Below are 25,621 nucleotides of genomic sequence, written 5' to 3'. Positions count from 1 at the left end.
GATTTACGTATAAATAAAAGGTTACAGGTAATGGATTCGTCTCCCTCTCCTCGGAAAAGGGAGACGGCCCGGAAGGGGAAAAGTACTCAGACCTGCAATTCGACACCCACTTCAGGATCTGCCCGACAAACCGGTAGTTTTAATTTTACCTACCTTTCCCAAAATTGAGCCATGACAAACTCCGAACTCATCAGCACCTTCTACGAGGCATTTAGCAATCAGGATGCCGAAGCGATGGTGGCCTGCTATTCTCCCGACGTTGTTTTTGAAGACCCCGCCTTCGGACGGTTGGAAGGAAAGGATGCCCACGACATGTGGCGAATGCTGATGAGCCGGGGCGGAGCTGCTACCGAAGTCTCCTACGGAAATGTACAGAGCAAAGGCCAGCAAGCTTCGGCAGACTGGTGGGCACGCTACAACTACGGCCCGAAAGGTCGGGCGGTAATCAATGAGATTCACGCTGAATTTATCATTGAAGACGGAAAGATCGTTAAGCACACCGACTCCTTCAATCTTTGGCGCTGGGCCAGACAGGCCCTCGGCCTGAACGGTATGCTGCTCGGATGGTCGGCATTCTTCAAAGCCCGGATGCAGGAAACCACCCGCGGAATGCTTACTGACTTCCAGGCGAAACAATAAGCCATCAGCTCTGGCTACAAAGAAGAAAGGTTAGACGAGCCGGAAGCTGTTCAGGATCATTTGTTCCCTCCGGAAAACAACGTACCTGACGAGGCAAAAGGATTACCTTTTGCCCAAACCGAAGTCAAGACCCAACTGATTGACTCCGCCGCCGAGATGATAAGTCGTTCGGCCGTAAGCAACCGAAAAACGCCTGGTCCGGAAAGCGAAGCCGAAAGAATAGCCGGCGCCGCTCCGAAAGTCACTTAGGCTCAGTTCCCGACGAAGGCCGTGGTTATAGCCCGCACGGAGGCGCAGGTTGCGCTGTTTGCCGATCATGAGTTCACCGTTGAAGACAAAGTGACGGGCGAGGTTATCGAGGAAGACTGCGCCGGCCCCCCGCTGGGTTTCTTCTTCACCGAAAGCAAGGAAGATCGATTCGTTTTCGGCGTCGGGATCGTCGTAGAGAACATTCCAGCGGTCCAGGTACCGGTAGATGATACTGAAGCGAAAAGGTAAGTGGCGCAGTTGTTTATTTATCCCGATCTGGAGTTCGAACGGAAGTGGTTCGTTACCACTCAATTCGTCGTACGTGCTTATCTGACGCCCGGCATTGCGGGCAAGAAGCGTAATACCAAACAGACCGGAGGTGTCTTTGTAATGCACAGCCAGATCCATGCCCAGGCCAATGCTGTTGTAGCCTGCCAACTGCGAGGAAATGAGCTTGAGGTTGGCCCCTACGCTGAGTCGGTTCTCGAAGGATCGTGCGACACCCGCATGCAGAGCGAAATCTGAAGCAGAGAAGGTTCCGGTACTCTGTCCCGTATTATCTCGGCGGACCAAATCTCCTCCGTAAGAAGCGTACTGAAGTCCTCCCTGAAAAGTAAGGTCCAACTTATTGCTGTGGTGACCATATGCCAGCGAACTGTTACTAATCCCTGCGGGATGAAAAGCATGACTGAGGGCGGCCCGCTGGTGCATCATTGGGTTCAACAGACTCGGATTTCTGGTAGCCAGGCTCAGGTCATCGTCCATCAAAGCAATGTGGTGACCTCCCATTCCTGCGACAGTTGCGGAGTTAGGCAGGTTCAAAAACTCGTAAGCAGAGATGCCTCCAACCTGCCCATTCAGGGCGCAGGAGCAGACTAAAAGCAGTAAAGAAATGTAGTTTCTCATCGTTAGTGGCAAGGTACGACGGTAAGATGGTACTTGACGGACAAACGTTGCCTTACCTCCTTGTCGGGAAACTTACAATCCCGTCATTATGATTTAAAGAAAAAAGAAACCGGCCATTAGCAGCAAGTGTCAGGGGCCTTCTCTCTGAGAGGGGGGAGTTAAGCGAATTACTTCAACACCTCCGGCATAGTCATATCTACTCCTTCTGGAGCAACGAAGGTGGAATCCGGGGACCAAATCGTATTGCATACACCTACCTCGCAGTTCATTACCCGCTCGAGCTGGCCGGCCTCTGTATAGAGGTGTAATTTACCGTGTTCTTTGTCTCCGTTGAGGTAGGCTCCACTCGCTTTAGGCTGACCGTTTTGGTACCATTCCCGAAATGGTCCGTTTTCGGCATTGTCGACAAACGTAACGACCTCCTGCACCTTTCCGTTCGGGTAGAAGCGGTACCACGCACGGTTCATGGCACCATCGATGTATTGCCCCTTACCGGAAATAACACCGGTAGAATCATAGGTGATGTAATCCCCGTCAAATTCATCTGCCTTGTAGTTTTCCTCTACGATTACCTTTCCTTCGGGCGTGAAGACTTTCCGTTTCCCTTCCAGTTTTCCCTCGAGGTAGTTCTCTTCTATAGCCAGGTTACCCTGCGGATCATAGCGCCGCAACGCGCCCTCCTTCAACCCTGTTTCAGGATCAACTTTGTATTCCACCCGAAACCCCAGCGCATCCGTTTCTTCTTTTTGTTCCAATCCATCACCGCAGGCGTAGAAGAATAAAGCGAGCAAAGCGAAAATGGGAACCAAGCGTTTCATAACGTAAATTTACGGGTAAAATAAGTGAACTATGCTTCCAAGAACGTTTCTACTCCTGCTCATGTTATGCTCCGGGCTCTTCTTAATCGCTCAGAATACCGACCAGGAAATGGGCGATCAACGGACAGCTCAGGAAATTGCCGGCGATCTGCAATACCTTCTCGAAGCCAGCCGCCTGGCAGACACCGCCCGCTACGAGGGCATCCGGGGTACTCCTTACCGTTACGAACAATTCGGAGCGTTGTTGCTCTTCGATACGGCAATGAATCCCTACCCCGTCGACAAAGCAAATTACAACGGCTTCTCTAACCAGTTTGAGTTTTACCACAATGGTAAGCTCCGGGAAATTAACGGAAATAACTTCATGAGGGTCGAAGTCCTTCAGGCGGAAGGCCCTGATCATATTTATGTTCGTGGCCTCAACCGAAAGTTTCCGTCGAGCTACGCCCGGGTCATCTTCCAGGGCGACAATATTGTCGCTACGTTGATTTACAATGTAATCAATGACGAAAAGGTAGTCGAAAACCCCGGGCAAACCCTGAAGCTTCGCCGCTTCAGCGCGAAGTCGCTGTATTACGCAATGGTAGACGGAGAGTTTGTCACGCTTAAGCTCAGCGCCAAAGCCCTGGCAGAAAGCCTCGGCCACCCCGCTGAACTCAGAAAATTCATAAAGGCGCAAAAGCTAAAGCCCGGGCGGGATGAAGACCTAATCAAGATCTTCGAAAAGGCCGACGAGCTGTTTTAGCCCGTCCCCGTAAAACAGGGCCGGCTTTCGCCGGCCTAAGCGAACGGCGCTCTACAGCGGCAGGCCGAAGGCCTGCTCAAACTCTATCGCCCCACAAAACAAGCCCATCCATGACCAGGTACTTTATTACAGCACTTTTCCTCCTAACTATCTTTTCCTGTAACTCTTCCTCTGCACCTGCGGCCGCGCCCGAAAAAGACGCTGCCACAAAATCTGCCATTGAAGAGCGGTTGATTCTTGAGCTTGCACCTACCGAAGACCGGGCCGGACGTGAACGAAACGCCATCATCAACCGTGCAATCGACCAGAATTACGATGTTGTGGCTGCGCCTGAAGGCTATTTCTACGAAATCCTGGCCCCTGGCGAATACGATAATCTGGTGGAGGGCGATATTGTTTCGGCCCATTACATCGGTAATTTCCTTGACGGTACAGAATTCGACAATAGCCACAAAAGAGGTAAACCGCTGCGGTTTTTCGTCGGCGGTCTCATCCCTGCCTGGAACCTTGCACTGACCAAAGTGAAGCCGGGAGGCCGCATCAGGATTCTCAGTCCCAGCGCATTGGCTTATGGGGGCGACGGGCTCGTGAGCCCCCGCGGAGATACGCTCGTGCCCGCGCACACCGTTCTTGAGTTCGTGATCGAGGACATCGAAATCCATGAAGAATAGCTACCTCAAACCGCGTGAGCGAAGTAGCGATGAGCCATCAGTACCAATTCGCTAATCCTTACAACTTCCTCCGCAACCAAATCCGGTAGTTGATTTCCCCAGGCTCACTTTGTTCCTGCTCGACTTTGATAATATTGAAGCCACGGTCGATCCCAAATTTCAGCATGCCCCGCAGGCGATTTATCGTCTTGAAGGTGACGTGCGTGTACCCCCGGTTGCGAGCCCATTCGTCCTGGCGGTCAGCTAACCGCCTGGCAATTCCCGATCGTCTGTGATCGGGGAGGACACCGCCAAGCCAGCTGTACCAGTATCCATCGCGTTCGTATCCGACCTTGAAGCCAGCGGGGATTCCATCCACCTCTGCAACCAGCAGCAAACGTGGGCTGTCTCCCATTTTTTCATGATACACTTCTTCTCTGGGCGTTGCGCCCAGCTCAGGGATCATATCAGCGACTGATATCACTTCCTGAACCGATGCTTCACGAATCTGTATTTTTTTCATTCTGCGGCTTTAAGGTGAGTGCTACGAAATCTTCGAGCGAAACCTGCTCGGGCCGGCGCTGAAAGAACTCATCCTTAAGCTGATCGTCGTTAAAAGCCGATTTCAGGCTGTTGCGCAGCATTTTGCGGCGCATCCCGAAGGCTGACTTAACGATGTGTTTGAAACGTCCCCACAGTTCATCGGGAACCAGAGGTTCAGGGCGGCGAACAAGCCTGATAACCGCGCTATCCACCCTCGGCGGCGGGTTAAAGTTGCCCGGGCTTACGTTGAGCACCAGAGAAGGGATGTAGCGACACTGCACCAGAACACCGATGACGCCGTAGGTTTTCGATCCGTTCCCCGCAATCACACGATCGGCAACCTCCTTTTGGAACATCCCCACCATTTCGGGGATTTGCTGGTAATTGTCCAGCATCTTAATCATAATCTGACTACTGATATTGTAGGGGTAGTTTCCGATTAACCCGAAGGGTTTGTTGTCGAAAATGCGATCGAGTTTTGCCTTGAGGAAATCTCCCGGCACAATGCGGTCGGTAAGTTCCGGGAAATGATTTTCCAGGTGCTCGATCATATCCTTATCTGCTTCACTGACGGTTAGCTCGAAGTCGTCCGACCGTTCCAGGAGGTGCTTGGTCAGCATTCCCTGCCCGGGCCCGACCTCGAGTACGTGGTCGTACTGGTCGGTCAGTTCCAGCGCAAAAGCGATCTGGTGCGCGTAGTGTTCGTTGGTCAGGAAGTGCTGACCGTAGGATTTTTTAGCGCGGGTTTTTCTTTCACTCATGGTATCGTAGTTGGGGCAAAGATACGCAGGGGGGCGCTGACGCAGGTGCAAAGTACGGTTCAGGGTACGGTTTAGATTACGGATGCGGGGCTCACGACTATGCGCCAAGCGCCTTCACCGCCAGCCACGCCATCAGGCCGCTACCTGTTTCTAGGCAGGCTTCGTCGACATCAAAGGTGTCGGTGTGTACTGGTCGCTCGCCGCCCAGGGCCGGGCTACCGACCCCCAACCGGTAGAAGCAGGCCGGCACGTGGTGGGTGTAAAACGCAAAGTCTTCGCCCGTCATCCGGATAGGAAGTTCGACCACACGGTCTTCGCCGAGGAACCGGCGCGCGTCATCGAAAGCCTTACGCGTAAGGGCTTCGTCGTTTTTCAGGAAAGGATAGCCATGCGCGATGGTGAGCTCAGCGGTAGCCCCCATGGAAGCCGCCATTTCGGTCACGAGTTTATTGAGCCTTACGTGAAGTTCTTTGCGCCAGGCTTCGTCCAGCGTCCGTAAAGTTCCCTCCAGTGATACCGAGTTGGGGATTACATTGGTGGCTCCCCCATCGGAGGCGATGCGACCGAAGGTGATCACGGCTGGCAGCGTCGGGTCTGTGTTCCGACTAATGAGTTGCTGAATTGCCGTAATAATGTAGGACGTAATCACAACGGGGTCTACCGCGTTATGGGGCATTGCTCCGTGCCCTCCCCTACCCCGGACTGTCAGGAACAGTTCGTCCGTACTGGCCATGTAAATCCCGGGTCTGAAACCGACCTTCCCCGCTTCCAGCGGGGGGTGTACATGCTGACCGAAGATGGCCGCCGGCACCGGGTCTTTGAGCGCTCCGTCACGAATCATCAGGGTTGCACCGCCGGGGAGCTTTTCCTCTCCGGGCTGAAACAACAAGCGGGTCGTTCCTGGCGTAAACGAGCGCACCTTATTGAGGATCTCAGCGGTGGCCAGAAGGCTGCTGGTGTGGACATCGTGCCCGCAGGCGTGCATCACGCCTTCGTTCGTCGAACGATATGGTACATCGTTGGCTTCTGTGATGGGCAAAGCATCGATATCGGCCCGCAGTGCCACTACGGGGCCAGCGCCTTGCTCTCCCTTTATTTCGGCCAGTAAGCCGGTACCTGCAATCTCCTTGTACGGGATACCCATTTCATCTAACTGCCCGGCGATGTAACGCTGGGTGGCATGTTCTTCGAAACTGAGTTCCGGATTTGCATGAAGGTGACGGCGGTGAACGGAAGCACGGCCAGAAGCAGCTTTTGCCGCTTCAGTAATCCGGGCCTGGAGATCGTTATTTGACACTAAGGGAGTGGGGTTTGACGAGGCGGGCTAAGGTAGGCATTGCGCCCGCCAGCCACCCGCTCAGAGGTCAATGGATTTCGCAGATTGCGCTACAACTTCCAGGCGGGCACCCGGATGATCACCTTGTTTGGTTTCCGGATGCCCGCTCGGGGGAAGTGGGTTATTACTTCATAAAAGTCATGGCCTTCTCCACCATTTCTTTACTGCCGCCAAAGAACGGCATGCGCTGGTGAATGTCGGTGGGCTTAATGTCCAGTATCCGCTGGGTTCCGTCAGTGGCCACACCACCAGCCTGTTCGAGCAGGAAGGCAAAAGGGTTACACTCGTAAAGCAGGCGTAACTTCCCGTCGGGTTTGCCCGTGCTCGGAGGGTAAAAGTAGATTCCTCCCAGAAGGATCGTTCGCCAAACATCAGCGACCATACTGCCTACGTAGCGGCTGGTATAGGGCCGGTCTTCTTCCTCCTGCTGAACGTACTTGATGTAATTCTTGACTCCCTGAGGGAAGTGAACGTAACCACCTTCGTTGACGCTGTAAATGTTTCCTTTCGTAGGAACCTGAATGTTGGGGTGAGACAGGTAGTAAGTACCAATTGCCGGGTTGAGCGTAAAGCCGTTCACCCCGTTTCCGGTAGTGTACACCATCATTGTGGAGGTACCGTAAGCGATGAAGCCGGCAGCCACCTGCAGATTACCCGGCTGCAGAAAATCCTCTTCGGTTACCGGAGTTCCAACCGGGGAAACCCGGCGGTAGATCCCGAAGATCGTTCCTACCGTAATGTTTACGTCGATGTTCGAGCTGCCGTCGAGCGGGTCCATCACCACCACATATTTGTTGCGGTTGCGGTTATCGCTGCCGGAGATAGAAATCATCTCATCGTTTTCTTCAGAAACGATACCACACACGATGTCCCGGTTGGTGAGGGTATTGATGAATGCTTCGTTCGCAAAAACATCGAGCTTCTTCTGTTCTTCTCCCTGAACATTAGTACTGCCGATCGTACCGGTTATATCTACCAGTCCTGCTTTCCTGATTTCGTGACTCACCACCTTACCCGCCAGGCGGATGGCATTGAGCAACTGCCCCAGTTCTGCATTGTCGTATTCGAATTCTTCGGGCCGGTCGATCAAAAATTCTCCCAGAGTGAGTGTTCTGTTGGGCATCGTTGTTGGTTTTTAATTCTTTTATCTGTTGATTAATGTGAGTGAGTGTTGTGTAATCCTTTTACCACCGAAGGCCAGGAATGAGGTATGATTTCACGTAGTCTTCCACTCCTTCTTCAAGGCTGAAGAAAGGCCGGTCGTATCCGGCCGCACGCAGTTTGCCCATTTCTGCTTCGGTAAAGTACTGATATTTATCCCGAATATCCTCAGGAGTATCAATAAAGGAGATGTCGGGCTCGACGTCCATCGCCGCAAAGGTAGCCTTCGCCAGGTCGAGGAAAGTGCGGCTTTCTCCCGTCCCCAGGTTGTAAAGACCGCTCGGTTCGGGCAGGTTTTCCATTAGCCAGTAGTTGACCGCCACCAGGTCTTTGACGTAGATAAAATCCCGCCGTTGGTGGCCGTTGGCGTAGTCCGGGTTGTGGCTGCGGAACAACTTCATGGCGCCGGTTTTCTGCACCTGATTAAAGGTATGCCAGATTACACTCGCCATGCGGCCTTTGTGGTTTTCGTTGGGGCCGTAGACGTTAAAGAACTTCAATCCGTAATAGTGGGGAGGAGTTTCGAGGCGCCCCAGTACCCAACGGTCGAATTCGTTTTTGCTACGTCCGTACTCATTCAGGGGCACCAGGATCTCGGCCAACTCGTCTTCATCCTTATAGCCGTGTTCCCCGAGGCCGTAGGTAGCACCGCTGCTGGCGTAGATCAGCGGAATCTCGTGGGTGGTACAGCGGTTCCATATCTCTTTGGAGTAGTTGAGGTTCAGGCGGTCGAAGATGGCTCTGTCCGGCTCAGTCGTATCGGTGCGGGCACCGAGGTGGTACACACCTTCCAGTGGCCATTGTTCGGCATCCCAACGGGCAAACAGCTCGTCACGCTCCACTTTCGAGTGAAACTTTTTGCCGGCCAGGTTAGGTTTTTTAGCCGGGTACTGCTGGAAATCGTCAACTAAAATCAGGTCTTCGACGCCCGCTGCGTTGAGGTGAGATACGAGCGCGCTTGCAATGAAGCCTGCGGCTCCGGTTATTAGGTACATATATTTCGGAATAGGTAATTGAAGCTATTGTTTTTGAGCCGATGCAGGTGTTGATCGGCAGGATATTGTTCGGTGCGCAGACGCAGGTACAGGCTTAGGTCTCATCCGGGTTGACCCCGGGATGCCCGGAACGCGGCTTCGCCGGACAACCTTGTGTTGCACCCGCGTGCCCGCCCGGGAAAAAGACCGTTAACGTTTGACCGGAGCCGGTACGCGGTAATATTCCCGGCTACCAGCAGGGAGGCTCTTCACGATCCAGGTATTACCGCCGATGATGGAATCTTCGCCGATGACCGTATCTCCGCCGAGGATCGTTGCGCCGGCATAAATAACTACGCGGTCACGGATGGTCGGGTGGCGCTTGGTCCGCGCCATATCTTTGGCAACACTCAGTGCGCCCAGCGTTACGCCCTGGTACATTTTGACGTCATCACCGATTTCGACTGTTTCACCAATAACGACACCCGTGCCGTGATCGATGCAGAAACGCCGCCCAATACGTGCACCGGGATGAATTTCTATGCCCGTTTCGCGGTGAGCAATCTCACTGAGCATGCGGGGGACGAGCGGAACCCCCAAACCACACAGCCGGTGTGCGATGCGGTGCACAGCCAGCGCATAAAAGCCGGGGTAAGTACTGATTACCTCAGTCCGGTCAGGTGCTGCAGGGTCTCCGGCCAGAATTGCATCTGCATCTTCGGAAAGCGCAGCGAAAACAGACGGCAGCCCCGCTTCGAAGGCATCCCGGATATCAGCGGGGGTGGTTTTCAACCTGTCCTCCAACGACTCCAGCAGGTTGAACAGTTTAAGGTCATTGGTCTGGTACTGCAACTTAAATGCCCGGTGGCTCGCAAAACGGACAGGGCAGTGCTCCGGAAACAGGAACTGGAGAAGCCCTTCAAGCCATTCTTTGGTCAATTTAGGAGACGGGAGGCAGCCCGCACGCTGGTGATCGTTAAAACGGTTCAGCAGAAAGTCTTCGTCCATGGTTCTGACTTGAGTTATATACTTCACGTAAAAACCTAAGTCACCACGAAGGTTGAACCCTTACCAAAAAAGGAAAGGACCAGCCGGGAAGGCTGGTCCTGAAAACCGGGTCAATTTGGTAATGTTAACTCTCTCAGTTATTTGTTGGTCTTAGTTTTGGTAGCGGTCGCCGATAGCGATTTTCATCCGTTGGCGGGCAAGGAAGATCCGGCTCTTCACCGTACCGATCGGAATGTCCAGGTGATTGGCAATTTCTTTGTATTCGTAACCACGGTAGAACATCAGAAAGGGCACGCTGTACAACTCTCCGATTTCGTTGAGCATCAGCTTCAGTTCATTCATCCGCATATCGTGCTCCCCTTTATTGGGGATAGCGTTTCTGCTTTCGAGCGCAAAGGAAAAATCCTCGATCGGCTGGTTTACGTGTTTCCGGCTTTTCATTTTCCGGTAACGATTGATGTATGTATTCCGCATGATGGTAGACACCCAACTCTTGAAATTAGTCCCCATCGTGAATTTTTCGCGGTGGCGGAACGCCCGCAGGCTGGTTTCCTGCATAAGGTCCTGAGCATCCTGACGATTTCGGGTCAGCCTCAGAGCAAATGAGAAAAGAAGGTTCTCTAATTGATCAATTTGCTGAGTAAACTCTTTATTAGTCATCTTAGTGGTTAATGTGTAGTGAAAGGTAGAATTCTGAACTATTACGCACCCTCAAAACCTCAAACACCGTGCCAAAAGGCTAACCTGCTGAATTGCAGCCATATACAAATACAAAGCTTTGAAAAATTACCTTTATTAAATCAAATGATTTAATAAAAACAAAAGCGCCGATCAGATTGCTTAGCATCTGACCGGCGCTTTCACCACTTAGGTATCGTTTACATTTTACCGGGGAGGAGCTTTACCCCGTCGGCCAGGAACCGGAGTTCCTGTTTCGGCTCGGTAATTTCTGCGATTTCTTCCTCGGATTTCCCGGCGTCTTCGGCGTAGTGGCGCAGTTCATCGACCGGGGTGATCTGGTAGTACGCCATACCGTGCATAACAACCTCACGGCCGCTAATGTCTTTAGGCATGAAGAAGCCGTAATCTTTGAACTTCACCATCATTTCTTCTCCGTTGCCTGCGGCGATGGTCATCCAGCAGCCTTTCGCCTGGCAAACCTCGTTGACTTCTCCCTGGAGAGTGATCTGTACGGTATCCACCAGTTTTGTTTCACTGTAAGAAGTGAGCAGCGTATTAGCGGGAACTACTTCTTCGGGAGTGAAATCGGCACCAAAGGTGCCGGCAACTGCGGATTCTTCGCTGACGGCGGTGTCTGCAGTGTCTGCGGCAGCCTGTTGGGTACCGCTACACGCGCTGAGTACCACCAAAAAGGCAGCCACGAAAAGGAGGGAGAATACGTTTTTCATTATGAACTGTTTTTAGAACGCCAAAGATACGACTACTGAAAATTATTGGTAGCCGAGCAATTCGGTGATGTAAGAACCGCTGTAACCCAAGCCTTTGAGTTTTTCCTGAAGTGCTACTGCATCGGTACGGTTGGGGTAACTCTCACGGCTTTCAACCACCCAGATTTGTTCACAGGGGCGGTAACGCGCTACCAGGTCGGGGTGGAAAGGGTAGTCAGCGGGATCGGTGTACCGAAGAATCGCTACCTGCACCTTGTATTCTTTGGTCGGAGTGGTGGTGAAGCGCGGCAGCGGTGGAGCGGTTGTAGCCCCGGGGATGGCGGCAACACTTCCGTAGGTTGCCGGGCCTTCTTCGCAATACGGCGGCTTAACGTCCTGCGCCCCAAGAGCCAGAGTTACGGAGATAAAAAGTAGTGTGAACATAGTTTTCATAAACCTGGATATCAGTTGGTTAATATATACATTTAGCACAACGCAGCGCCCCTCGAGGGGTGTTCGCAAATCGTGCTTACAATTGTACAAATATAAGGGTTTTGCGACGTTGCAGGTTTATATTGAGTTATTACTAACGTTAATTCCCTGCAAAATTAAACCCGGGAGAGCGCTGAAAAACCGGGCTTCAAAATTTAATCGACCAGCTACGGCAGCCTGCCCCCTAAATATTTCCAACCGGAACTTCTATTGCATTAGAAGCGGCAATTACAACTTGACATCAGATAGGGACGTAAAGCGCTCAGTTTATTTTAACAATTTCACGATAAGTCACGGTAATCTCTACCTTTCTGTTCAGCGCCCTCTGCGATGCTCCCGGCAATTCTCCTGCCCCCACAATATTGAATCCGTTAGCCTTCACTCCTGCTGTTTGTAAATGAATACCTACTGCTTTTGCCCGTTCCTGGCTAAGCCTGAGGTTGAACTCCGCATCTCCGGTACTGTCCGTGAATCCCGTCACACTGATGTTAACGATGTTACGTCCCTTCACTTCATTAACAAATATCTGGAGTCCCTCAATCGCCCGTGGGGTCAGGCTGGCGTCCTCAAAGTTGAAGAGCACCGTATAATTTCTCTTCTTGATGCGGGTCCTCCGTTGGATGGTGTCAATATCTGCCTCTTCCATTGCCGGTGGTGGTGGCGGCGGGGGTGGCGGTGGTGCCACTACTTTGTCTTTACTCAGGAAAAGATCGATCCGGTAAGGAGCTACATTGTCCCAACGCGGCACGGCGAAGGTCCGTGCGTAAGGTAAGTAATCCGGGTGCTCCACTCCTACCGGAAGCGGTTCGCCTGATGGTGCACAAACGAAGAACCTTCCCTCGTAATTGGTACGATATACTTTCCCGTTGCCAACTTTAACGACCTGATCAACGATCGGCTCGCCCGTCAGGCTATCGGTCACAAACCCGGAGACGTAAGTGATCGGCCGGGAGCTCAGGCGCTCAGACAGTTTGAAGCCATAGATATCGAGCTTGCCTAACCCTCCGGGTCGGTCGCTGGCGACGTAGCCTGTTTTCCCGTCCGCACTCAGGTGGAAGCCAAGCTCGCGGTGAGGTCCGTTAACGGGTGGGCCCAGATTGAGGGCGCGGGTGAAGCGCCCCTGGCTGTTGTCCCACCAGCTGGCGAAGATGTCTTCGTCGCCCAGGCTGTAATGTCCCGTACTGCTGAAGTACAGTGTCTGCCCGTCATCGCTCAGAAAGGGGGCCTCTTCTGCTTCCGGCGTATTGACGCCATCCCCCAGGTTACGGGGTTCGCTCCACGACCCGTCGGGGAGGCGGTCGCAGACAAAAATATCGGTCATCCCAAAACTCGGCTCCCGTTCGGAAACGAAGAAAAGTTGCTGCTCATCGCAACTAATGGCCGCCTGGGTTTCCCAACTTTCCGGGGAATTGATGTAATCAGGAAGAGGGATGATATCCTGAATCTTTCCGTCTACCAGCCACCCGGCGTAAAGGTCACAGTTCCCTGTTCGCCTGAATCCTTTTGCCACTACTACTTCATCGCCCTTACAGCTCGTGAAGTATATCCGTTGTCCGTCGCGCACAATCGAGCACATCCCCTCGGGCCGCAGGGTATTGAAACTACCGAAACGTGAAGTAAACCACTCCGACTCGGCGTCTTTCCTCCGGCCAATCAGCAGGTCTTCGTCCTGCCCTTGTCCCTGGCGGGTGAAAAGGAACCGGTTGGGGTCGTTGGCGAAGAAGGGGAAATAATCGTTTTGCTGGGTGTTCACCGGGAAGCCCAGGTTGAACAGTTTTGTGACATTAATAAATTGCGAACTGTCCTGGGTTATTCTGGCAGCCTTTATTTCGCCGTCCAGGCGGCTCAACACCTTGCGTTCTTCCGCTGCTTCTTCCTCACCGTTGCGGCCGAAGTCGCCGATATCACGCTTTTGCAGTTCCTGAAATTGCTCGAGATAATGCAGCGCCAATTCTGGCCGGGACATCTTATAGTACACTCTGCCAAGCTGATAATAGAGCAGCCGGGAAAAAGTGGAATCGCGGTTGACAACGTGCAGATAAGCATCGGCGGCCGCTGAATAGTTGCCGAGCAGATCATATGACAATCCCAGAAAGCGGTAGGCAGCGATGTAACCGGTGTCCTGTTTTATTGCTTCGTTGAACGGTTTAATGGCCCGCTTTGGTTTACCGGCCAGCAGTAGCTGCACTCCTTCGTCAAACGCGACGTTGGCCGCCGCAAAGTTGCTGCCTTTCTGAGCACGGGCGGGCAAAACCACTGCCAGGCCACAGAGTAAGATGATGGATAAAGCGGTTCTAAACATGATGATCGGTAGATAGAGTAGAAACAAGACGGGTAAAACCCAAACGAAATTCGGTTGTAGGATCAGCGGTGCAACACCAATACCCTCCATCATGTTATCTGAAATGACTAAAAAAAGCTTGGGCCCCGCCAAAGGCGGAGCCGCAAGATAAAATGAGTGCATTAGTAAACTATCGCCGCTAAGGTAGTAAGTTTTTATAATTGGTTGAGCTCTAGAATCATTCAGTCCGTTCCTTCGGGTATGGTACCTGCTTCGTTTGCCGTTGGGCTTTAGCCGCTAAGCGGGATCGAACCGCTCCTGATTCGCTTAAATTATCATCCCGTACCCCGGCCCAAACCATCCACTTCAGCGTATATACCTTACGGTTGTGCCGGGGAGCACCTACCCTATCCTTTTTTTGCACCTGCGCCCGCGCCAGCCCTTTCCCGGAAGTTTCAGGGCGCAATCGCAGGTGCACAATTGGTTGAATTGCAAAGCGTAACCAGCGCTGAACCCTCCTCTCATGCCCGCGTTAAGACATTTATGAACAAGTTCTTTTTACTGATGACCTTTACAGTGCTTTTTGCCTGTAACACCTCCCAGGACCGGGTTAAAAGGCCCGCCCCCCCCGAAAAACCAGCTCCAGGCTACTTTTCAGGCAGCCTCGAAGACTACTGGTACGAGGGCAAAGCCGAAATAAATACGTACACCCTCGAGCAGGCCCGCTACGGAGAAATCCGCCCAGGCCAGGTCACCGCCATCTTCGTTTCCGAAGATTTCCTAACCGATAAACAGGTGAAAAATGACGAGTACACCAACCAAAATTCCACCCCCGTCCTTAAAACCAACATCATCCGTCGTTTCGTAACCGGCGTCTATGATTATTCGATCATGAGTTCGGTGTTCACGCCCACGAAAACCACCGAAGCGCCTCACACCCTGAAAGTGACCACATCGAGTCAGGACTGGTGCGGCCAGACCTTCACTCAGCTCAACTACACTGGCGGCGGCAAGTGGGCCAAACAACTTCGCTCCTACTTCGAGCGGGAGGGCGACGTCAATGAAGAAATTAAAGCGGACTTTCTGGAAGACGAGCTCTTCAACCGTATCCGTTTCGGATGGGAAAAACTCCCGGTTGGAGAATTCAACATCATCCCCAATACGGGTTACCTCCTGATGAGCCACCAGCCCTACCGAAGTCAGAAGGCTACAGCCAGACTCAATGATTACCCCGGCAATGAGGAAACAGAAACCATAATGGGTTATGAGATCAATTACGGGGATAGTGGGAGGAGACTCGAGATTTTCTTTGATCCTGCTCCGCCATATGTCATCAGCGGCTGGGAAGAGACTTACCCCGGCAGAGACAATGCGCTGGTCACCAAAGCCCGCCTGACGCATCAGAAAAGAGCGCCTTATTGGAAGCAAAACTCAGTAGCGGACGAAGAGTTACGCGCAGAGATCGGATTGAAATAACCCTGCCGGCCACCAAATGATGTCAGCGTTGTGCTACATTTGAGGATGTGAAACCAATAGCGATATCGCCATCAGATGACGAGCAATACGGAGTTTTGCTCCGCTTTACGATCGCTCACCTGGAAAACACCGAACCACGAAACAGCCTATCCGTTACATCCTCAAATCCTTCCAGCTGTATGACCACACGCTATACTTTTCCTTCACTGCTCCTTTTAATCCTTCTATTCATTTCCTGTTGCCTTCCCGCACAGGGATTGAGGCCCTACAACCCAAGCAATGCTACAAACGGAATATTACTGGGGTTAGGTGGTAGTATTACGGTAGGATCGATGCTGATCGACAGAAAAGTCGTACCCATGTCCGAGTTGGAGGTAAAAGGACTCGACGCCGCCAATATCTGGCCCGTCGATCGTTTCTCCCTGCGCCACCTCTCCTTCGAGGCAGATGAGTTTACCGACAAATTGCTCCTGACCGGCTTCGCCGGTCCCTTCTTTCTGATGCTGGACAAAACGGGACGCGACAACTTCGACGAGATGGCGATGATTGTCTTTCAGGGAGCCCTGCTCAACTCCGCGCTCATCAACCTCACCAAATCCACGGTCAAGCGCGCACGACCTTACAATTACAATCCTGATGCTCCGCTGGATCTGAAGCTGCGTAAATCCAGCCGCTACTCCTTCTACAGCGGCCACGTTGCCACCGCAGCTTACTTCAGTTTCACTACCGCACAGTTGTACTCCGATCTTCACCCCAACGGCAAAGCCCGCCCCTACATCTGGGCTGCAGCGGGTATGATCCCGGCTGCAGTAGCCTACGGGCGAATGCGGGCAGGCAAGCACTTTTTCACCGATGTACTTATCGGTTTTGCAGCCGGTACGGCCATTGCACTTACGGTGCCTGCTCTTCACCGTGCAGGAGGAGAGTAACATCTATAGCACACTCAACAGTTGTCTTTTCCGCAAAGCCTGAATCGTTAAAACTTAGTTACCATTATCTGTTCTTAACAGGATTCATCCTTCAATTCTGTTTCTTGCTGTGATATGTCAACAGCCCCCACTAAAATAGGCTGGCGTAGCGCCGCAGCTTTGGTGCTGGCCAATATGATCGGTACCGGTGCTTTCACAACCCTCGGTCTCCAGCTTGAATGGATATCAAGCGGTCCTGTCCTCCTGATGCTTTGGGCCATCGGAGGCCTCGTGGCCTGGTGCGGCGCGGTCAGCTATGCCGAATTGGGCACCCGCCTGCCGCGTTCCGGCGGAGAAGCTCACTTCCTTTCTGAGATTTTCCATCCACTTCTAGGCTTTCTCAGTGGCTGGGTCAGCCTAACGGTTGGCTTTGCCGCAGCGGTCGCACTTTCTGCCATGGCGGTGGGGCATTACCTGGCCGCGTGGACCGGCTGGCCTCCCGTTTTCATTGCAGCGGGCAGCATCATTCTGCTGAGTCTTGCTCACAGTTTTGGCACGAGGCAATCCAGCAGATTACAAAACGGGCTGACTGCCGTGAAACTCCTGGTGGTTTTCGCGCTGGGCATTGCCGGAGCTTTGTTACCCGTCCCTCCGGGTACCCAGGTGAATTGGTCGTGGAGCGGAGCCGACGCGATCTGGTCTCCCGGAGCGGCCATTGCTATGATCAGTGTCTTCTACGCCTTTTCCGGCTGGAACGCCGCCGCTTACATTGTGGAAGAAATCAGGGAACCCCGAAAAAACCTGCCCAAAGCACTGGTGGTCGGCACCCTGCTGGTCAGCGGCCTTTTCCTCTTACTACAGTACGGTTTTTTGCGGCAGGCGGGCAGTGAAGCGCTTACGGGACAGATAGACGTAGCTCAGATTGCCGCAGGAGCGATGTTTGGCGAGCGGGCCGGGCAGATGGTCAGCGTTCTGATTGGAGTTCTTCTGCTCACCGGAATTTCAGCGATGATATGGGTTGGCCCCAGAGTGGTGCGCGCGATGGGCAACAGCCATCAGCTTTGGCGTACTTTCGGAGAGCTCAGCCGCAACGGGTTGCCCCTGCGGGCAACCTGGCTGCAGGGTGGCATCAGCCTTTTTCTGGTCTTCACTTCAAGCTTTGAACGTGTATTGATGTACAGCGGCTTTGTCCTCCAACTTTTCACTTTCCTTGCTGTTGCCGGCTTACTGTTGCTTCGGCTCCGTTCTCCCAAAGAAGCGGGCTATTCTTCGCCTCTCTATCCTTTACCGCAGCTCATTTTCCTCGCTTTCAGTGCATGGTCATTACTTTATCTGCTCAAGCATCAGCCACTGGAAAGTCTGCTTGGTCTCCTGAATGTAGTAGCCGGGTTAGTAGCATATTATTTCGATGTTCCTTCCTCCAAAGACCAGAAGGCGCAGACGCAGGATGCAGGGCGGAGTTCTTAGGAGCCTGCCCTTGCCGATCCGGATAAGCCCCAAAAAAAGCGCGGGACAGAGGCAATAGCCTCCACCCCGCGCGCACTAATACACACTAAAAACCTAAGTAGTTCTTACCAGCCTGGCAGCAGGTTCAGGCCGAAGCTCCATGCTCCGCCCTTCACCATTGGCCGTGCCAAATAAGGCTCTACGACCAACTGTCCGAAGACATTGACCCGGGCCGAAACACCCGCCGTGAAGATGGGCTTCACCCCAAAGCGGGCAACGTACGGTTGCCCGGTCACAGGGTTTATCAGCGGCTCTCCGTTCTGATCCGTTGTAAATTCTGCGCCCCCGAACTGATCGAAAGTAGTGAACGCGGCTCCACCGTCGACGAAAAAGTTCAGATCGGTCAGCAGCAGTTTACTCTTGATCAGTGCCAGCTGCTTCGGACCGGTAAAGGGGATACGGATTTCGGCGTTGGCTACGAGCAATTTGCTGCCCAGCAGTTCGTTGATGTCGCGGCCGCCAGCCTGCAGGGCTGGCAACACATCGTTGCCCGAAAGACCACGGATGTACCAGGGGCTGCCAAGATAGAGGGGAAAAAGATCGTTCCCGTTGCCACCGTAACGTCCCTGATGCATTACCCGCAAAGCCAGCGCTCCCTTACCGAACCAGAGGTAGTGGCGGTAGTCTGCAGTAACACTCGTAAAGTCAAATTCTCCCATGTACTGGTCCACGCCCAGGCGGTAGCGGTAGCCACTGATCGGAGCCGTCAGGCCGAAGCGCGAATCATCACCTACCAAGGCCAGGCCTGCAGTCCCCAGAAAGAAAGACTCTCCCTCAAGGTCTTCACGCCGTTCCGGGCGGTTACCGGTTACGGTTACCTGCAGGCCGGTGACTGGGTCGAAATACCGATTGTACTGATCTACCCGATCGGAGAACAGGCTCATACTGGCCGAGGCTTCCAGCCGAAGCTTGGTGCTAAAGGCATACTGACCAAAAACACTAGCCTGATCCTGGTAAAGCCGACGGATCAGGTAGGGCGAATTGCCTACCTCTACGAAAGCATCGTCGCCGTACTGCAAAGAATCCAATCGTGGTGTCAGCAAGCCAAAACTGCGGTAAGGCGTGCGGCCAAGGGACGCGCCGTAATTGATCCGGTGTTTCCGGTTAAGCCACCCGACACTACCGCCGAAATCACTGATTTCTCCGTTAGCGGCAAGACTTCCGAAGAGTTGGTTATTACCCAGTACATCACTAAAGATTGCCTGTACTCCGCCGGCAAGGCCGGCGTTGGTCCCGAAGACCGGGTTAGAGCCCACTCCTACTCCGGAGGAACCAGTAATGTAGTCCAGCTTGAAGTTGGACTCATATGGTTTTTCGATAATTGAGTCGGCGCTTAAAACTTCGTCTTTGTCCATATTTGCCAGCAGTTCATCGACGACCACGGTAGCCCGCTTGTTGAGCCGCGGCAGCGTGGCCGGGGTGAGGTCTACCGCATTTTTATCAACCGGTTTTGCGTCCAGCCTGTCGGCCAGAGCTCCGTATATACGGTACCCTTTCTGGTTGAAATAGGTATAGACCAGACGATTGTTGGCGCGATCGATGCTCATCGCAGGAGCATAGTGCGTAATTCCGGAAACACCAGTGATCAGGTCGGTTACCTGTTCCAGGGAATCGGAGGCCAGGTCGTAGCGGTAAATATTCCGGAAACCATCCCGGTTACTGAGGAAGTAGAGTCTGCCATCCCGGGCCTGTACCGGGTTAAGATTATCGGCACCGGGAAAGAGGTCAAGATCGGTTGAGGCTCCCGTATTGACGTTCAGGCTTGCAAGGTTGAACCGAAGGGCGCCGTGGGGACGGTTCTTCGTTTTCATCCCTACGCGGTCGGTGCTGTAGAAAATAGTTTCTCCGTCCGTGCCCCAATGAGGATGGCTTTCGCTGAACCGATCGTTGGTCAGGCGGGTAACCCGCTCGCTCCGCAGGTCAATACTAAACAAGTCCGAATAGCCATCTACCAAACCGGAAACAACGATAGATTTCCCGTCCGGGCTCCAGGCAGGGTCGGTAAAGGCAGGAACGCCTTCGGGGAAAATTGTCCGGGTTGCCTGACCTTTCCGTACATCGGCAATTGCGAGGCCGGTTTTACCCTTACCGACAAAAGTATAGGCGAACTGCCGGCTGTCCGGAGACCAGGTTCCACTGTTCTCGATGTAGCTTAACTCATCGATATGGCTGCTAACTTTATTGGAGCGGATTTTGCGGATAATCTTACCACTCCTCGCATCGGCCAGGAACAAGTCGATATTGAACAAGTCTCGTTCCGATAAAAAGATGAGGTATTTTCCGTTAGGGCTGATCTCGGGAGCGATGTTGATCCTGCCACCATTCTTCTCGGCAGCAGAGATCAGCTCCCGGCCAACGTTGCGGTCTTCCGTAGCACCACCGATGTTGTCTTCGTACGTTTTACGGAGCGCATCCTGCCAGAGCTGGCTGAAAGCCTCAAAATCGTAACCGAGTATTAGTTTGGTACTTTTCTCGATACCGTGTTTAGCCGTAGCCCGAAAGTAAGGCGCAATGATTTCGTCGCCCTTCAGCCCCGTCACGAACGCCCAGAAAGCCTGACCGTAGCGGTAGGGAAAATACTTTCCGGAGTCGAGTTGTTTGAGCGTCGGGATGTCATCGTTCAAAACAGCATCCCTCATCCACATAGCCGTGAACGGGTCTACTGCTCCGATACTGAGGTATTCGGCGAGGCCTTCCACCATCCACAAAGGGAGGTTACTGAGGTCGTTGAGTTTGGTCCCGTCGCCCCTGATGATCATATCGTACTGAAAAGCGTGCACCAGTTCGTGACCCAGTACGTGATGGGTTTGTTGGTTGGTATGCGCAACGGGCAGAATAACCCGGTTCTTGAAGGCTTCGGTAACACCCCCTGTACCGGTGCCGATGGCACCGTTGATGGCGTTCGTTTGCTGAAAGTCCGGATGGTTGGCGTAGATAATCATCGGGTTCCTGAAGTCAATCGTATCCTTCAAGACCCGCTGGTGTACCCGGTACCATTCTTCAGAATCATTAAGAAAATCCTGTAGCCACTCCGCATTGTCGATGTAGCTGTAGAGCTCGAAATGGGGGCTTTCGTGCACTTTGAAGTCAAAATTTTCGTAGTGCGGCTTGTTGCGGCCAAAGCCGCCGGTCTGGGCCGCCACAAAGGCGGGCAGGAGCAGTGCTGCGAGCACTGTCCAGAGGTGATAGTTCTTTTTCATTTGGTTTATTTGCACTCTAAAATTAAGTCCGGCCTATAGTCGTCTGTCAAATCTGAATATGGTAGTACTGACAGAATATAAGGGCCTTCACTTACTTAACACAGATACTTGCCTCTTCCCCCCAACTTCCAACTATTAAGAAAAAGTTATGGTCAGGATGCCGATTTCTTAAGGGAATAAGCCCGAGTCCTCCTACCCTGCTACTTACCGGACCTCATCACTCAGGCTTTCGAGCGTACGCAATCGACAAACTTTAAAATCCGGCCTACGAACCCCCATTACACGATTTTAACCCCAATCAACACAGATTAATACGCCATTTAAACCACTTTATCAGCTCTTCGCATCCAACCTTCCCGGCACCTGCGATCGCGCCCCTTGAACATACTTGCTAAGATTTCCTTATAGGTAGGATTCAAAGACAAAAGACCAACCTACTCTACTATGCCGTACCACCCAATAGCCGATTACGGCATAATCGGAAATCTCCACACCACCGCATTGGTCAGCCTTCGGGGAAGCATAGACTTTCTTTGCCTGCCCCGCTTCGACTCGCCGACAGTATTTGCCTCTATCCTTGACGACCAGAAGGGAGGAAGCTTCACCTTTACCGGTCTGGACAAGGACACCAATTACAAGCAACTCTACTTACCGGGCACCAATATCCTGCTCACCCGTTTTCTGAGTAAAGACGGTATTGCGGAGGTCACCGATTTCATGCCAATTGCGGAAAACAAAGAAGACTTTGCCATATTCCGGCGGCTGAAAGGTGTACACGGGAGCCATACCTTCAACGTTGAGATCAACCCAGCCTTCGACTACGCACGCTCAGGCTGCAAGGCGGAAAAACGGGAGGATGGCACTGGCTACACCCTTCACGATCCTTCCGGACAGCAACCAAGTATCGTGGTACTGACCGATGCGGAGCTCGAAATCACTGATACCGGCCTCGCCGGAGAAATAAAACTGTTTGCAGAACAGGACGTGGACTTCATCCTCACCCTCGAAAGCGGCAAACAATACAAAAACAACTTCTTCCACTATTTCAATAAAACCCGGGAGTACTGGATGAAGTGGTCCTCGAGATGTACCTACAACGGCCGTTGGAAAGAGTCTGTCCACCGCAGCGCGCTGGCCCTTAAGTTGCTCACCTCGGCCGAGTTTGGCAGCACGGTAGCTGCCGCAACCTTCGGGTTACCGGAAGTTGTTGGCGGAGAGCGCAACTGGGACTATCGCTTTACCTGGATCAGGGATTCCGCCTTTACGATGTACGCTTTCCTGAGACTAGGCTACCGAGAAGAAGCCGAAGGCTTCATTGAGTGGATTCAGAAACAGTGCATGGAGGAGCTCCAACTCATGTACGGCATCGATGGTGCGACTGAATTGACAGAAATCAGCCTCGACCACCTTGAAGGATACAAGAAGAGCCAGCCCGTACGCATCGGAAACGGAGCTTTCGATCAGAAGCAGATGGACATCTACGGCGAACTGATCGATACCATTTACCTCTACGATCAGGCTGGTGGCAGCATCACTAATCAGTTTTGGGTCGGCATCAGCGGGCTCGTCGAATACGTCATTGAGCACTGGAAAGACAAAGACCACGGAATTTGGGAAGTCCGCAGTGGCAAGCAGCGTTTCCTGCACTCAGCTGTTTGCTGTTGGGTCGCCATTGATCGGGCCATGAAGATTGCCGAAGCGCGGTCGTTGCCCCACCCCCGATCAGAGTGGCGTAAGGTGCGTGATGAGATACATGCCGACATATTCGAGAACTTCTGGAACGAAGACCTTCAGTCTTACGCACAATTCGAAGGCAGCGACACCGTCGATGCAAGTGCTCTGCTTATGCCGCTGCTCCGCTTTGTGTCCAGCAAAGAGCCACGTTGGTTGAAAACCCTGGAAGCGATAGAGAATCAGCTGCTGGCCGACGTACTCGTATTCCGGTATAAAAACGAAGGCGGATCAGCTGATGGCCTCGAAGGGGAAGAGGCCTCTTTCACCATTTGTTCTTTCTGGTACGCAGAGTGCCTTGCCCGCATCGGGCGGGTAGACGAAGCTACTCTGGTAATGCAGAAGCTACTCGGCTACGGCAACCACCTCGGCCTTTTCAGCGAAGAAATTGGCATCCACGGTGAGCAGCTCGGAAACTTCCCTCAGGCATTTTCTCACCTGAGCCTCATTTCAGCAGCTTTCCAGATTGATAAAAAAGAGAATCGCTAACGGTTTCTCTCTTTTTGCTTCGCAAAAGAGGAGCCGCCCCTCAGGAAACAGCCCAAAAGAAAAGAACCCCTTCGTACACGGTGTACGAAGGGGTTCTCTCTTTTGGACTTGTAAAAGCCGTAATTACTTACGGATACCAAGTTTCGCGATCAGTGCACGGTAACCGTTCAGGTCTTTCTTCTGAAGGTAGGCCAGGTGACGACGGCGCTGACCTACGAGGCTGAGCAGCGCTTTACGGCTGCTGTGGTCTTTGCGGTGACGCTGAAGGTGGTCGCTCAGTTCCTTAATACGGAACGTGAAAAGAGCAATCTGGCCCTCTGTGGAACCGGTGTTGGTGGCAGAGCCACCGTATTCAGTGAAGATTTCTTCAATCTTCTCCTTTGGCATATATACTGGCATAATAAAAAAGCCTTTAAAGATCTCTTGGATCAGGTAAAGCAAAATTTGCGGCTGCAAAGGTACGAATGTTCTGTTACATAGACAAATCATCGTACTAACGCTGTTTTTTTATTCGGACGCTTACCCCCCGAAGTCGATCTCGGTGTTGTCTCCGATGTTCAGGCTTTGGCGCAGCCCACCAATGGAGGCGTCGTTACCGACTACGGAGTTTCGCAGCACGATGTCGTGGATCGATGCGAACTCGCCGATTATCGAATCAGCTACAATTGCGTGTTCCAGGCGGGTATTAGCGCCGAGGGTTACGTACGGCCCAACAATGGAGTTCATTATATCGCAGTTCGGCCCGATGTGTACCGGATGGATGATGATCGAGTTGTCGTAGGGTGGCGGGTCTTCGGTCGCGAAGCCATCCCGGTCGAGGAAGATGGCGTTGGTCTCCAGAAGTATCTCACGGCGGCCGCAGTCGAACCAGTTGTCGACCGTTATGGTGGAGAATTCGGTTCCCCACTCCAGCATCCGGTTCAGGGCGTCGGTGAGGTGGTATTCATCCAGGCTTTTAAGTTCGTTCTCGATGTTGTAGGCGCAGGCTTTGATGAACTGCTCCACTTCACGCACCTTGTAGCAACCAACCATTGCCATGTTGGACTTCGGAATCCGGGGTTTTTCCACCAGTTCACGGATATTCCCGTCGATGTCATGTTCTACGACCCCGAATTTACGGGGATCATCCACCGTTCTGACACCAAGACAGGAGGTAGGGCTGTTTTTGAATTCTTCGAGGTCAGCGTCGATGATCGCATCGCCGAAAAAAATGATGATCTCATCCGCATCTTTGTAGTGCTCGCGGGCCAGCCAGATCGCGTGGGCGGACCCGATGCGCTCATCCTGGTTCACGAAGACAGTATCCAGTTCGGGATAAGTTCTTTCGATATACTCCCGGATCTTATCGCCGAGATAACCGATAATGAACACAAAATCCCTTACTCCCAGCTCGATGAGTTGATCTACGATAAAGCTTATGATGGGCTTACCCGCTACCGGAATCAGCGGCTTAGGCTGAGTGTAAGTGAGCGGACGCAACCGCATACCGGTACCGGCTACTGGAATAATTGCTTTCATACGGCACGCAAGATAGTTTATTGTGGGTAGTTTGTTGCAGCGAGCACGGGCGCATTTTCACCAGCCCGACCACCGGGGTGCTCCGCCCCCGCGGTTGAACTTCGGGCATCCGGGCTGTAAAGGGGGACGAGCCTGCAGACGTAAAGCCTCTTAGAGCGTATCTGAAAATTTCGAGAACTTATATTCAGCGATTTACGGTGCTGGTTAAATAGAAAAGTTCCTGCATAGCGATCTACGTGAGTACTTTTTCAGAACGTCAGACTCGTAAAGCAATGGGAAGCAGGGAGCAAAACCTCAGGCACCCCTTAACTCCGCCGATCACCCGTTATTTGCGCTCCCAGGCTTCCATACGGTAAGTCCATCCGCCTTTCCCTTTTTTCCATTTACCGGGCACGTACTCCTGTCCCGGGCGTACCTTGAGGTAGCGGGAAGGTAAAAAAGTGTACTTACCATCCTTGATGGCCCATCCATCCGGGGCAACGATGAAGCCTTCTTTGGCGGGGAGTTCCCGCTTTTCCATCCCTGCCGGTGCTTCAGGTTTTTCTTTTACTGTCAGTTGTTGAGCAGCAAGAGAGGCGAGGCCGCAGGTGCAAAGAAGGGTTAGAAGGAAGAGGCGGATCAGCTTTGGCATACATCTGTAATTTAAAGGGTTGGTTTACAAAACTAAGGTACGTCGTATTAACTCTGGTAGCCCCCGACATATTTCACCGTGTGTATCACAATGGTCCGCTACGATTTTAGGCTTCTAAAAAAGGGTAGGCCCTTAACTTGGTGATTCTCACACCTACCAAGAATGACCTACCCGACGAAAATCGAAACTCTCGCTGCCCAAATATTGCAAA

The 25,621-nt window shown here is 52.7% G+C and carries 23 protein-coding genes; 7 read left to right on the top strand and 16 right to left on the bottom strand.

Annotation, left to right across the window (positions count from 1 at the left end; genetic code table 11):
- The first annotated feature begins 171 nt into the window (after positions 1 to 171).
- Positions 172 to 639, top strand: a complete 468-nt coding sequence (locus FUA23_RS01325) for a nuclear transport factor 2 family protein (protein WP_147928906.1) — start codon at positions 172 to 174, stop codon at positions 637 to 639.
- Positions 640 to 741: 102 nt separating this feature from the next.
- Here the strand turns inward: FUA23_RS01325 and porQ are convergent, their stop codons facing one another.
- Positions 742 to 1,794, bottom strand: coding sequence for a type IX secretion system protein PorQ (gene porQ / locus FUA23_RS01320; RefSeq protein ID WP_147928905.1), 1,053 nt, complete (start codon positions 1,792 to 1,794; stop codon positions 742 to 744).
- 167 nt (positions 1,795 to 1,961) lie between these two features.
- Positions 1,962 to 2,612, bottom strand: coding sequence for a toxin-antitoxin system YwqK family antitoxin (locus FUA23_RS01315; protein WP_147928904.1), 651 nt, complete (start codon positions 2,610 to 2,612; stop codon positions 1,962 to 1,964).
- Between the two features lie 31 nt (positions 2,613 to 2,643).
- Here FUA23_RS01315 and FUA23_RS01310 point away from each other — a divergent pair, with 31 nt between their 5' ends.
- Entirely contained in the window at positions 2,644 to 3,357 is a 714-nt protein-coding gene (locus tag FUA23_RS01310; RefSeq protein ID WP_147928903.1) for a hypothetical protein, read from the top strand.
- Positions 3,358 to 3,467: 110 nt separating this feature from the next.
- On the top strand, positions 3,468 to 4,028 hold the full coding sequence (locus FUA23_RS01305; RefSeq protein WP_147928902.1) for an FKBP-type peptidyl-prolyl cis-trans isomerase: 561 nt from the start codon (positions 3,468 to 3,470) through the stop codon (positions 4,026 to 4,028).
- Between the two features lie 58 nt (positions 4,029 to 4,086).
- Here the strand turns inward: FUA23_RS01305 and FUA23_RS01300 are convergent, their stop codons facing one another.
- The 10 genes from FUA23_RS01300 to FUA23_RS01255 form a co-directional block, all read right to left on the bottom strand.
- Positions 4,087 to 4,530 carry a GNAT family N-acetyltransferase gene (locus FUA23_RS01300; protein ID WP_147928901.1) on the bottom strand — a complete coding sequence of 148 codons (444 nt, stop codon included), beginning with the start codon at positions 4,528 to 4,530 and terminating at the stop codon, positions 4,087 to 4,089.
- Entirely contained in the window at positions 4,508 to 5,311 is an 804-nt protein-coding gene (gene rsmA / locus FUA23_RS01295; RefSeq protein ID WP_147928900.1) for a 16S rRNA (adenine(1518)-N(6)/adenine(1519)-N(6))-dimethyltransferase RsmA, read from the bottom strand. The genes FUA23_RS01300 and rsmA overlap by 23 nt, the downstream gene beginning before the upstream one ends.
- Positions 5,312 to 5,408: 97 nt before the next feature.
- Positions 5,409 to 6,608: a M20 metallopeptidase family protein gene (locus FUA23_RS01290; protein WP_147928899.1), complete on the bottom strand. Its 1,200-nt coding sequence runs from the start codon at positions 6,606 to 6,608 to the stop codon at positions 5,409 to 5,411.
- A 163-nt stretch (positions 6,609 to 6,771) separates the two neighbouring features.
- Positions 6,772 to 7,770, bottom strand: coding sequence for a class 1 fructose-bisphosphatase (gene fbp / locus FUA23_RS01285; protein ID WP_147928898.1), 999 nt, complete (start codon positions 7,768 to 7,770; stop codon positions 6,772 to 6,774).
- Between the two features lie 61 nt (positions 7,771 to 7,831).
- A complete protein-coding gene (gene rfaD, locus FUA23_RS01280; RefSeq protein WP_147928897.1) occupies positions 7,832 to 8,803 on the bottom strand; it encodes an ADP-glyceromanno-heptose 6-epimerase in 972 nt (323 codons plus the stop codon).
- A gap of 189 nt (positions 8,804 to 8,992) precedes the next feature.
- On the bottom strand, positions 8,993 to 9,790 hold the full coding sequence (gene epsC / locus FUA23_RS01275; RefSeq protein WP_147928896.1) for a serine O-acetyltransferase EpsC: 798 nt from the start codon (positions 9,788 to 9,790) through the stop codon (positions 8,993 to 8,995).
- Positions 9,791 to 9,940: 150 nt separating this feature from the next.
- Positions 9,941 to 10,450 (bottom strand): RNA polymerase sigma factor, encoded by a 510-nt coding sequence (locus tag FUA23_RS01270; protein WP_147928895.1) that lies wholly within the window; start codon positions 10,448 to 10,450, stop codon positions 9,941 to 9,943.
- Between the two features lie 218 nt (positions 10,451 to 10,668).
- Positions 10,669 to 11,199 carry a DUF4920 domain-containing protein gene (locus FUA23_RS01265; RefSeq protein WP_147928894.1) on the bottom strand — a complete coding sequence of 177 codons (531 nt, stop codon included), beginning with the start codon at positions 11,197 to 11,199 and terminating at the stop codon, positions 10,669 to 10,671.
- 42 nt (positions 11,200 to 11,241) lie between these two features.
- On the bottom strand, positions 11,242 to 11,622 hold the full coding sequence (locus tag FUA23_RS01260; protein ID WP_246143976.1) for a hypothetical protein: 381 nt from the start codon (positions 11,620 to 11,622) through the stop codon (positions 11,242 to 11,244).
- A 310-nt stretch (positions 11,623 to 11,932) separates the two neighbouring features.
- Positions 11,933 to 13,972, bottom strand: coding sequence for an OmpA family protein (locus FUA23_RS01255; RefSeq protein WP_187270842.1), 2,040 nt, complete (start codon positions 13,970 to 13,972; stop codon positions 11,933 to 11,935).
- Between the two features lie 522 nt (positions 13,973 to 14,494).
- Here FUA23_RS01255 and FUA23_RS23240 point away from each other — a divergent pair.
- The 3 genes from FUA23_RS23240 to FUA23_RS01240 all read left to right on the top strand — a co-directional run bounded on the left by FUA23_RS23240 (position 14,495) and on the right by FUA23_RS01240 (position 17,802).
- A complete protein-coding gene (locus FUA23_RS23240) occupies positions 14,495 to 15,427 on the top strand; it encodes a hypothetical protein (protein WP_147928891.1) in 933 nt (310 codons plus the stop codon).
- Between the two features lie 179 nt (positions 15,428 to 15,606).
- Positions 15,607 to 16,356, top strand: a complete 750-nt coding sequence (locus FUA23_RS01245; protein WP_147928890.1) for a phosphatase PAP2 family protein — start codon at positions 15,607 to 15,609, stop codon at positions 16,354 to 16,356.
- Between the two features lie 114 nt (positions 16,357 to 16,470).
- On the top strand, positions 16,471 to 17,802 hold the full coding sequence (locus tag FUA23_RS01240) for an APC family permease (protein WP_147928889.1): 1,332 nt from the start codon (positions 16,471 to 16,473) through the stop codon (positions 17,800 to 17,802).
- Between the two features lie 104 nt (positions 17,803 to 17,906).
- Here FUA23_RS01240 and FUA23_RS01235 read toward each other — a convergent pair whose 3' ends face one another.
- Positions 17,907 to 21,041 (bottom strand): PD40 domain-containing protein, encoded by a 3,135-nt coding sequence (locus FUA23_RS01235; RefSeq protein ID WP_147928888.1) that lies wholly within the window; start codon positions 21,039 to 21,041, stop codon positions 17,907 to 17,909.
- Between the two features lie 444 nt (positions 21,042 to 21,485).
- Here FUA23_RS01235 and FUA23_RS01230 point away from each other — a divergent pair, with 444 nt between their 5' ends.
- Positions 21,486 to 23,261, top strand: coding sequence for a glycoside hydrolase family 15 protein (locus FUA23_RS01230; RefSeq protein ID WP_147928887.1), 1,776 nt, complete (start codon positions 21,486 to 21,488; stop codon positions 23,259 to 23,261).
- Positions 23,262 to 23,384: 123 nt separating this feature from the next.
- Here the strand turns inward: FUA23_RS01230 and rpsO are convergent, their stop codons facing one another.
- The 3 genes from rpsO to FUA23_RS01215 all read right to left on the bottom strand — a co-directional run bounded on the left by rpsO (position 23,385) and on the right by FUA23_RS01215 (position 25,410).
- Complete coding sequence (gene rpsO, locus FUA23_RS01225; protein ID WP_147928886.1) at positions 23,385 to 23,660, bottom strand: 30S ribosomal protein S15; 276 nt, start codon at positions 23,658 to 23,660, stop codon at positions 23,385 to 23,387.
- Between the two features lie 120 nt (positions 23,661 to 23,780).
- Positions 23,781 to 24,779: a sugar phosphate nucleotidyltransferase gene (locus FUA23_RS01220; RefSeq protein WP_147928885.1), complete on the bottom strand. Its 999-nt coding sequence runs from the start codon at positions 24,777 to 24,779 to the stop codon at positions 23,781 to 23,783.
- Positions 24,780 to 25,104: 325 nt separating this feature from the next.
- Complete coding sequence (locus tag FUA23_RS01215) at positions 25,105 to 25,410, bottom strand: hypothetical protein (RefSeq protein WP_147928884.1); 306 nt, start codon at positions 25,408 to 25,410, stop codon at positions 25,105 to 25,107.
- Between the last annotated feature and the right edge of the window lie 211 nt (positions 25,411 to 25,621).

The sequence above is a fragment of the Neolewinella aurantiaca genome (genome assembly GCF_008014675.1).
Lineage (GTDB): Bacteria > Bacteroidota > Bacteroidia > Chitinophagales > Saprospiraceae > Neolewinella > Neolewinella aurantiaca.
The sequence above is the reverse complement of the archived record's forward strand: the minus strand, read 5'-3'. Positions and strand labels throughout refer to the sequence as shown.

What these genes read in the sequence shown, in the direction of transcription:
- FUA23_RS01325 (WP_147928906.1), top strand. Translation starts at nt 172, where the DNA reads ATGACAAACTCCGAACTCATCAGCACCTTCTACGAGGCATTTAGCAAT.
- porQ (WP_147928905.1), bottom strand. Translation starts at nt 1,794, where the DNA reads ATGAGAAACTACATTTCTTTACTGCTTTTAGTCTGCTCCTGCGCCCTG.
- FUA23_RS01315 (WP_147928904.1), bottom strand. Translation starts at nt 2,612, where the DNA reads ATGAAACGCTTGGTTCCCATTTTCGCTTTGCTCGCTTTATTCTTCTAC.
- FUA23_RS01310 (WP_147928903.1), top strand. Translation starts at nt 2,644, where the DNA reads ATGCTTCCAAGAACGTTTCTACTCCTGCTCATGTTATGCTCCGGGCTC.
- FUA23_RS01305 (WP_147928902.1), top strand. Translation starts at nt 3,468, where the DNA reads ATGACCAGGTACTTTATTACAGCACTTTTCCTCCTAACTATCTTTTCC.
- FUA23_RS01300 (WP_147928901.1), bottom strand. Translation starts at nt 4,530, where the DNA reads ATGAAAAAAATACAGATTCGTGAAGCATCGGTTCAGGAAGTGATATCA.
- rsmA (WP_147928900.1), bottom strand. Translation starts at nt 5,311, where the DNA reads ATGAGTGAAAGAAAAACCCGCGCTAAAAAATCCTACGGTCAGCACTTC.
- fbp (WP_147928898.1), bottom strand. Translation starts at nt 7,770, where the DNA reads ATGCCCAACAGAACACTCACTCTGGGAGAATTTTTGATCGACCGGCCC.
- rfaD (WP_147928897.1), bottom strand. Translation starts at nt 8,803, where the DNA reads ATGTACCTAATAACCGGAGCCGCAGGCTTCATTGCAAGCGCGCTCGTA.
- epsC (WP_147928896.1), bottom strand. Translation starts at nt 9,790, where the DNA reads ATGGACGAAGACTTTCTGCTGAACCGTTTTAACGATCACCAGCGTGCG.
- FUA23_RS01270 (WP_147928895.1), bottom strand. Translation starts at nt 10,450, where the DNA reads ATGACTAATAAAGAGTTTACTCAGCAAATTGATCAATTAGAGAACCTT.
- FUA23_RS01265 (WP_147928894.1), bottom strand. Translation starts at nt 11,199, where the DNA reads ATGAAAAACGTATTCTCCCTCCTTTTCGTGGCTGCCTTTTTGGTGGTA.
- FUA23_RS01260 (WP_246143976.1), bottom strand. Translation starts at nt 11,622, where the DNA reads ATGTTCACACTACTTTTTATCTCCGTAACTCTGGCTCTTGGGGCGCAG.
- FUA23_RS01255 (WP_187270842.1), bottom strand. Translation starts at nt 13,972, where the DNA reads ATGTTTAGAACCGCTTTATCCATCATCTTACTCTGTGGCCTGGCAGTG.
- FUA23_RS23240 (WP_147928891.1), top strand. Translation starts at nt 14,495, where the DNA reads ATGAACAAGTTCTTTTTACTGATGACCTTTACAGTGCTTTTTGCCTGT.
- FUA23_RS01245 (WP_147928890.1), top strand. Translation starts at nt 15,607, where the DNA reads ATGACCACACGCTATACTTTTCCTTCACTGCTCCTTTTAATCCTTCTA.
- FUA23_RS01240 (WP_147928889.1), top strand. Translation starts at nt 16,471, where the DNA reads ATGTCAACAGCCCCCACTAAAATAGGCTGGCGTAGCGCCGCAGCTTTG.
- FUA23_RS01235 (WP_147928888.1), bottom strand. Translation starts at nt 21,041, where the DNA reads ATGAAAAAGAACTATCACCTCTGGACAGTGCTCGCAGCACTGCTCCTG.
- FUA23_RS01230 (WP_147928887.1), top strand. Translation starts at nt 21,486, where the DNA reads ATGCCGTACCACCCAATAGCCGATTACGGCATAATCGGAAATCTCCAC.
- rpsO (WP_147928886.1), bottom strand. Translation starts at nt 23,660, where the DNA reads ATGCCAGTATATATGCCAAAGGAGAAGATTGAAGAAATCTTCACTGAA.
- FUA23_RS01220 (WP_147928885.1), bottom strand. Translation starts at nt 24,779, where the DNA reads ATGAAAGCAATTATTCCAGTAGCCGGTACCGGTATGCGGTTGCGTCCG.
- FUA23_RS01215 (WP_147928884.1), bottom strand. Translation starts at nt 25,410, where the DNA reads ATGCCAAAGCTGATCCGCCTCTTCCTTCTAACCCTTCTTTGCACCTGC.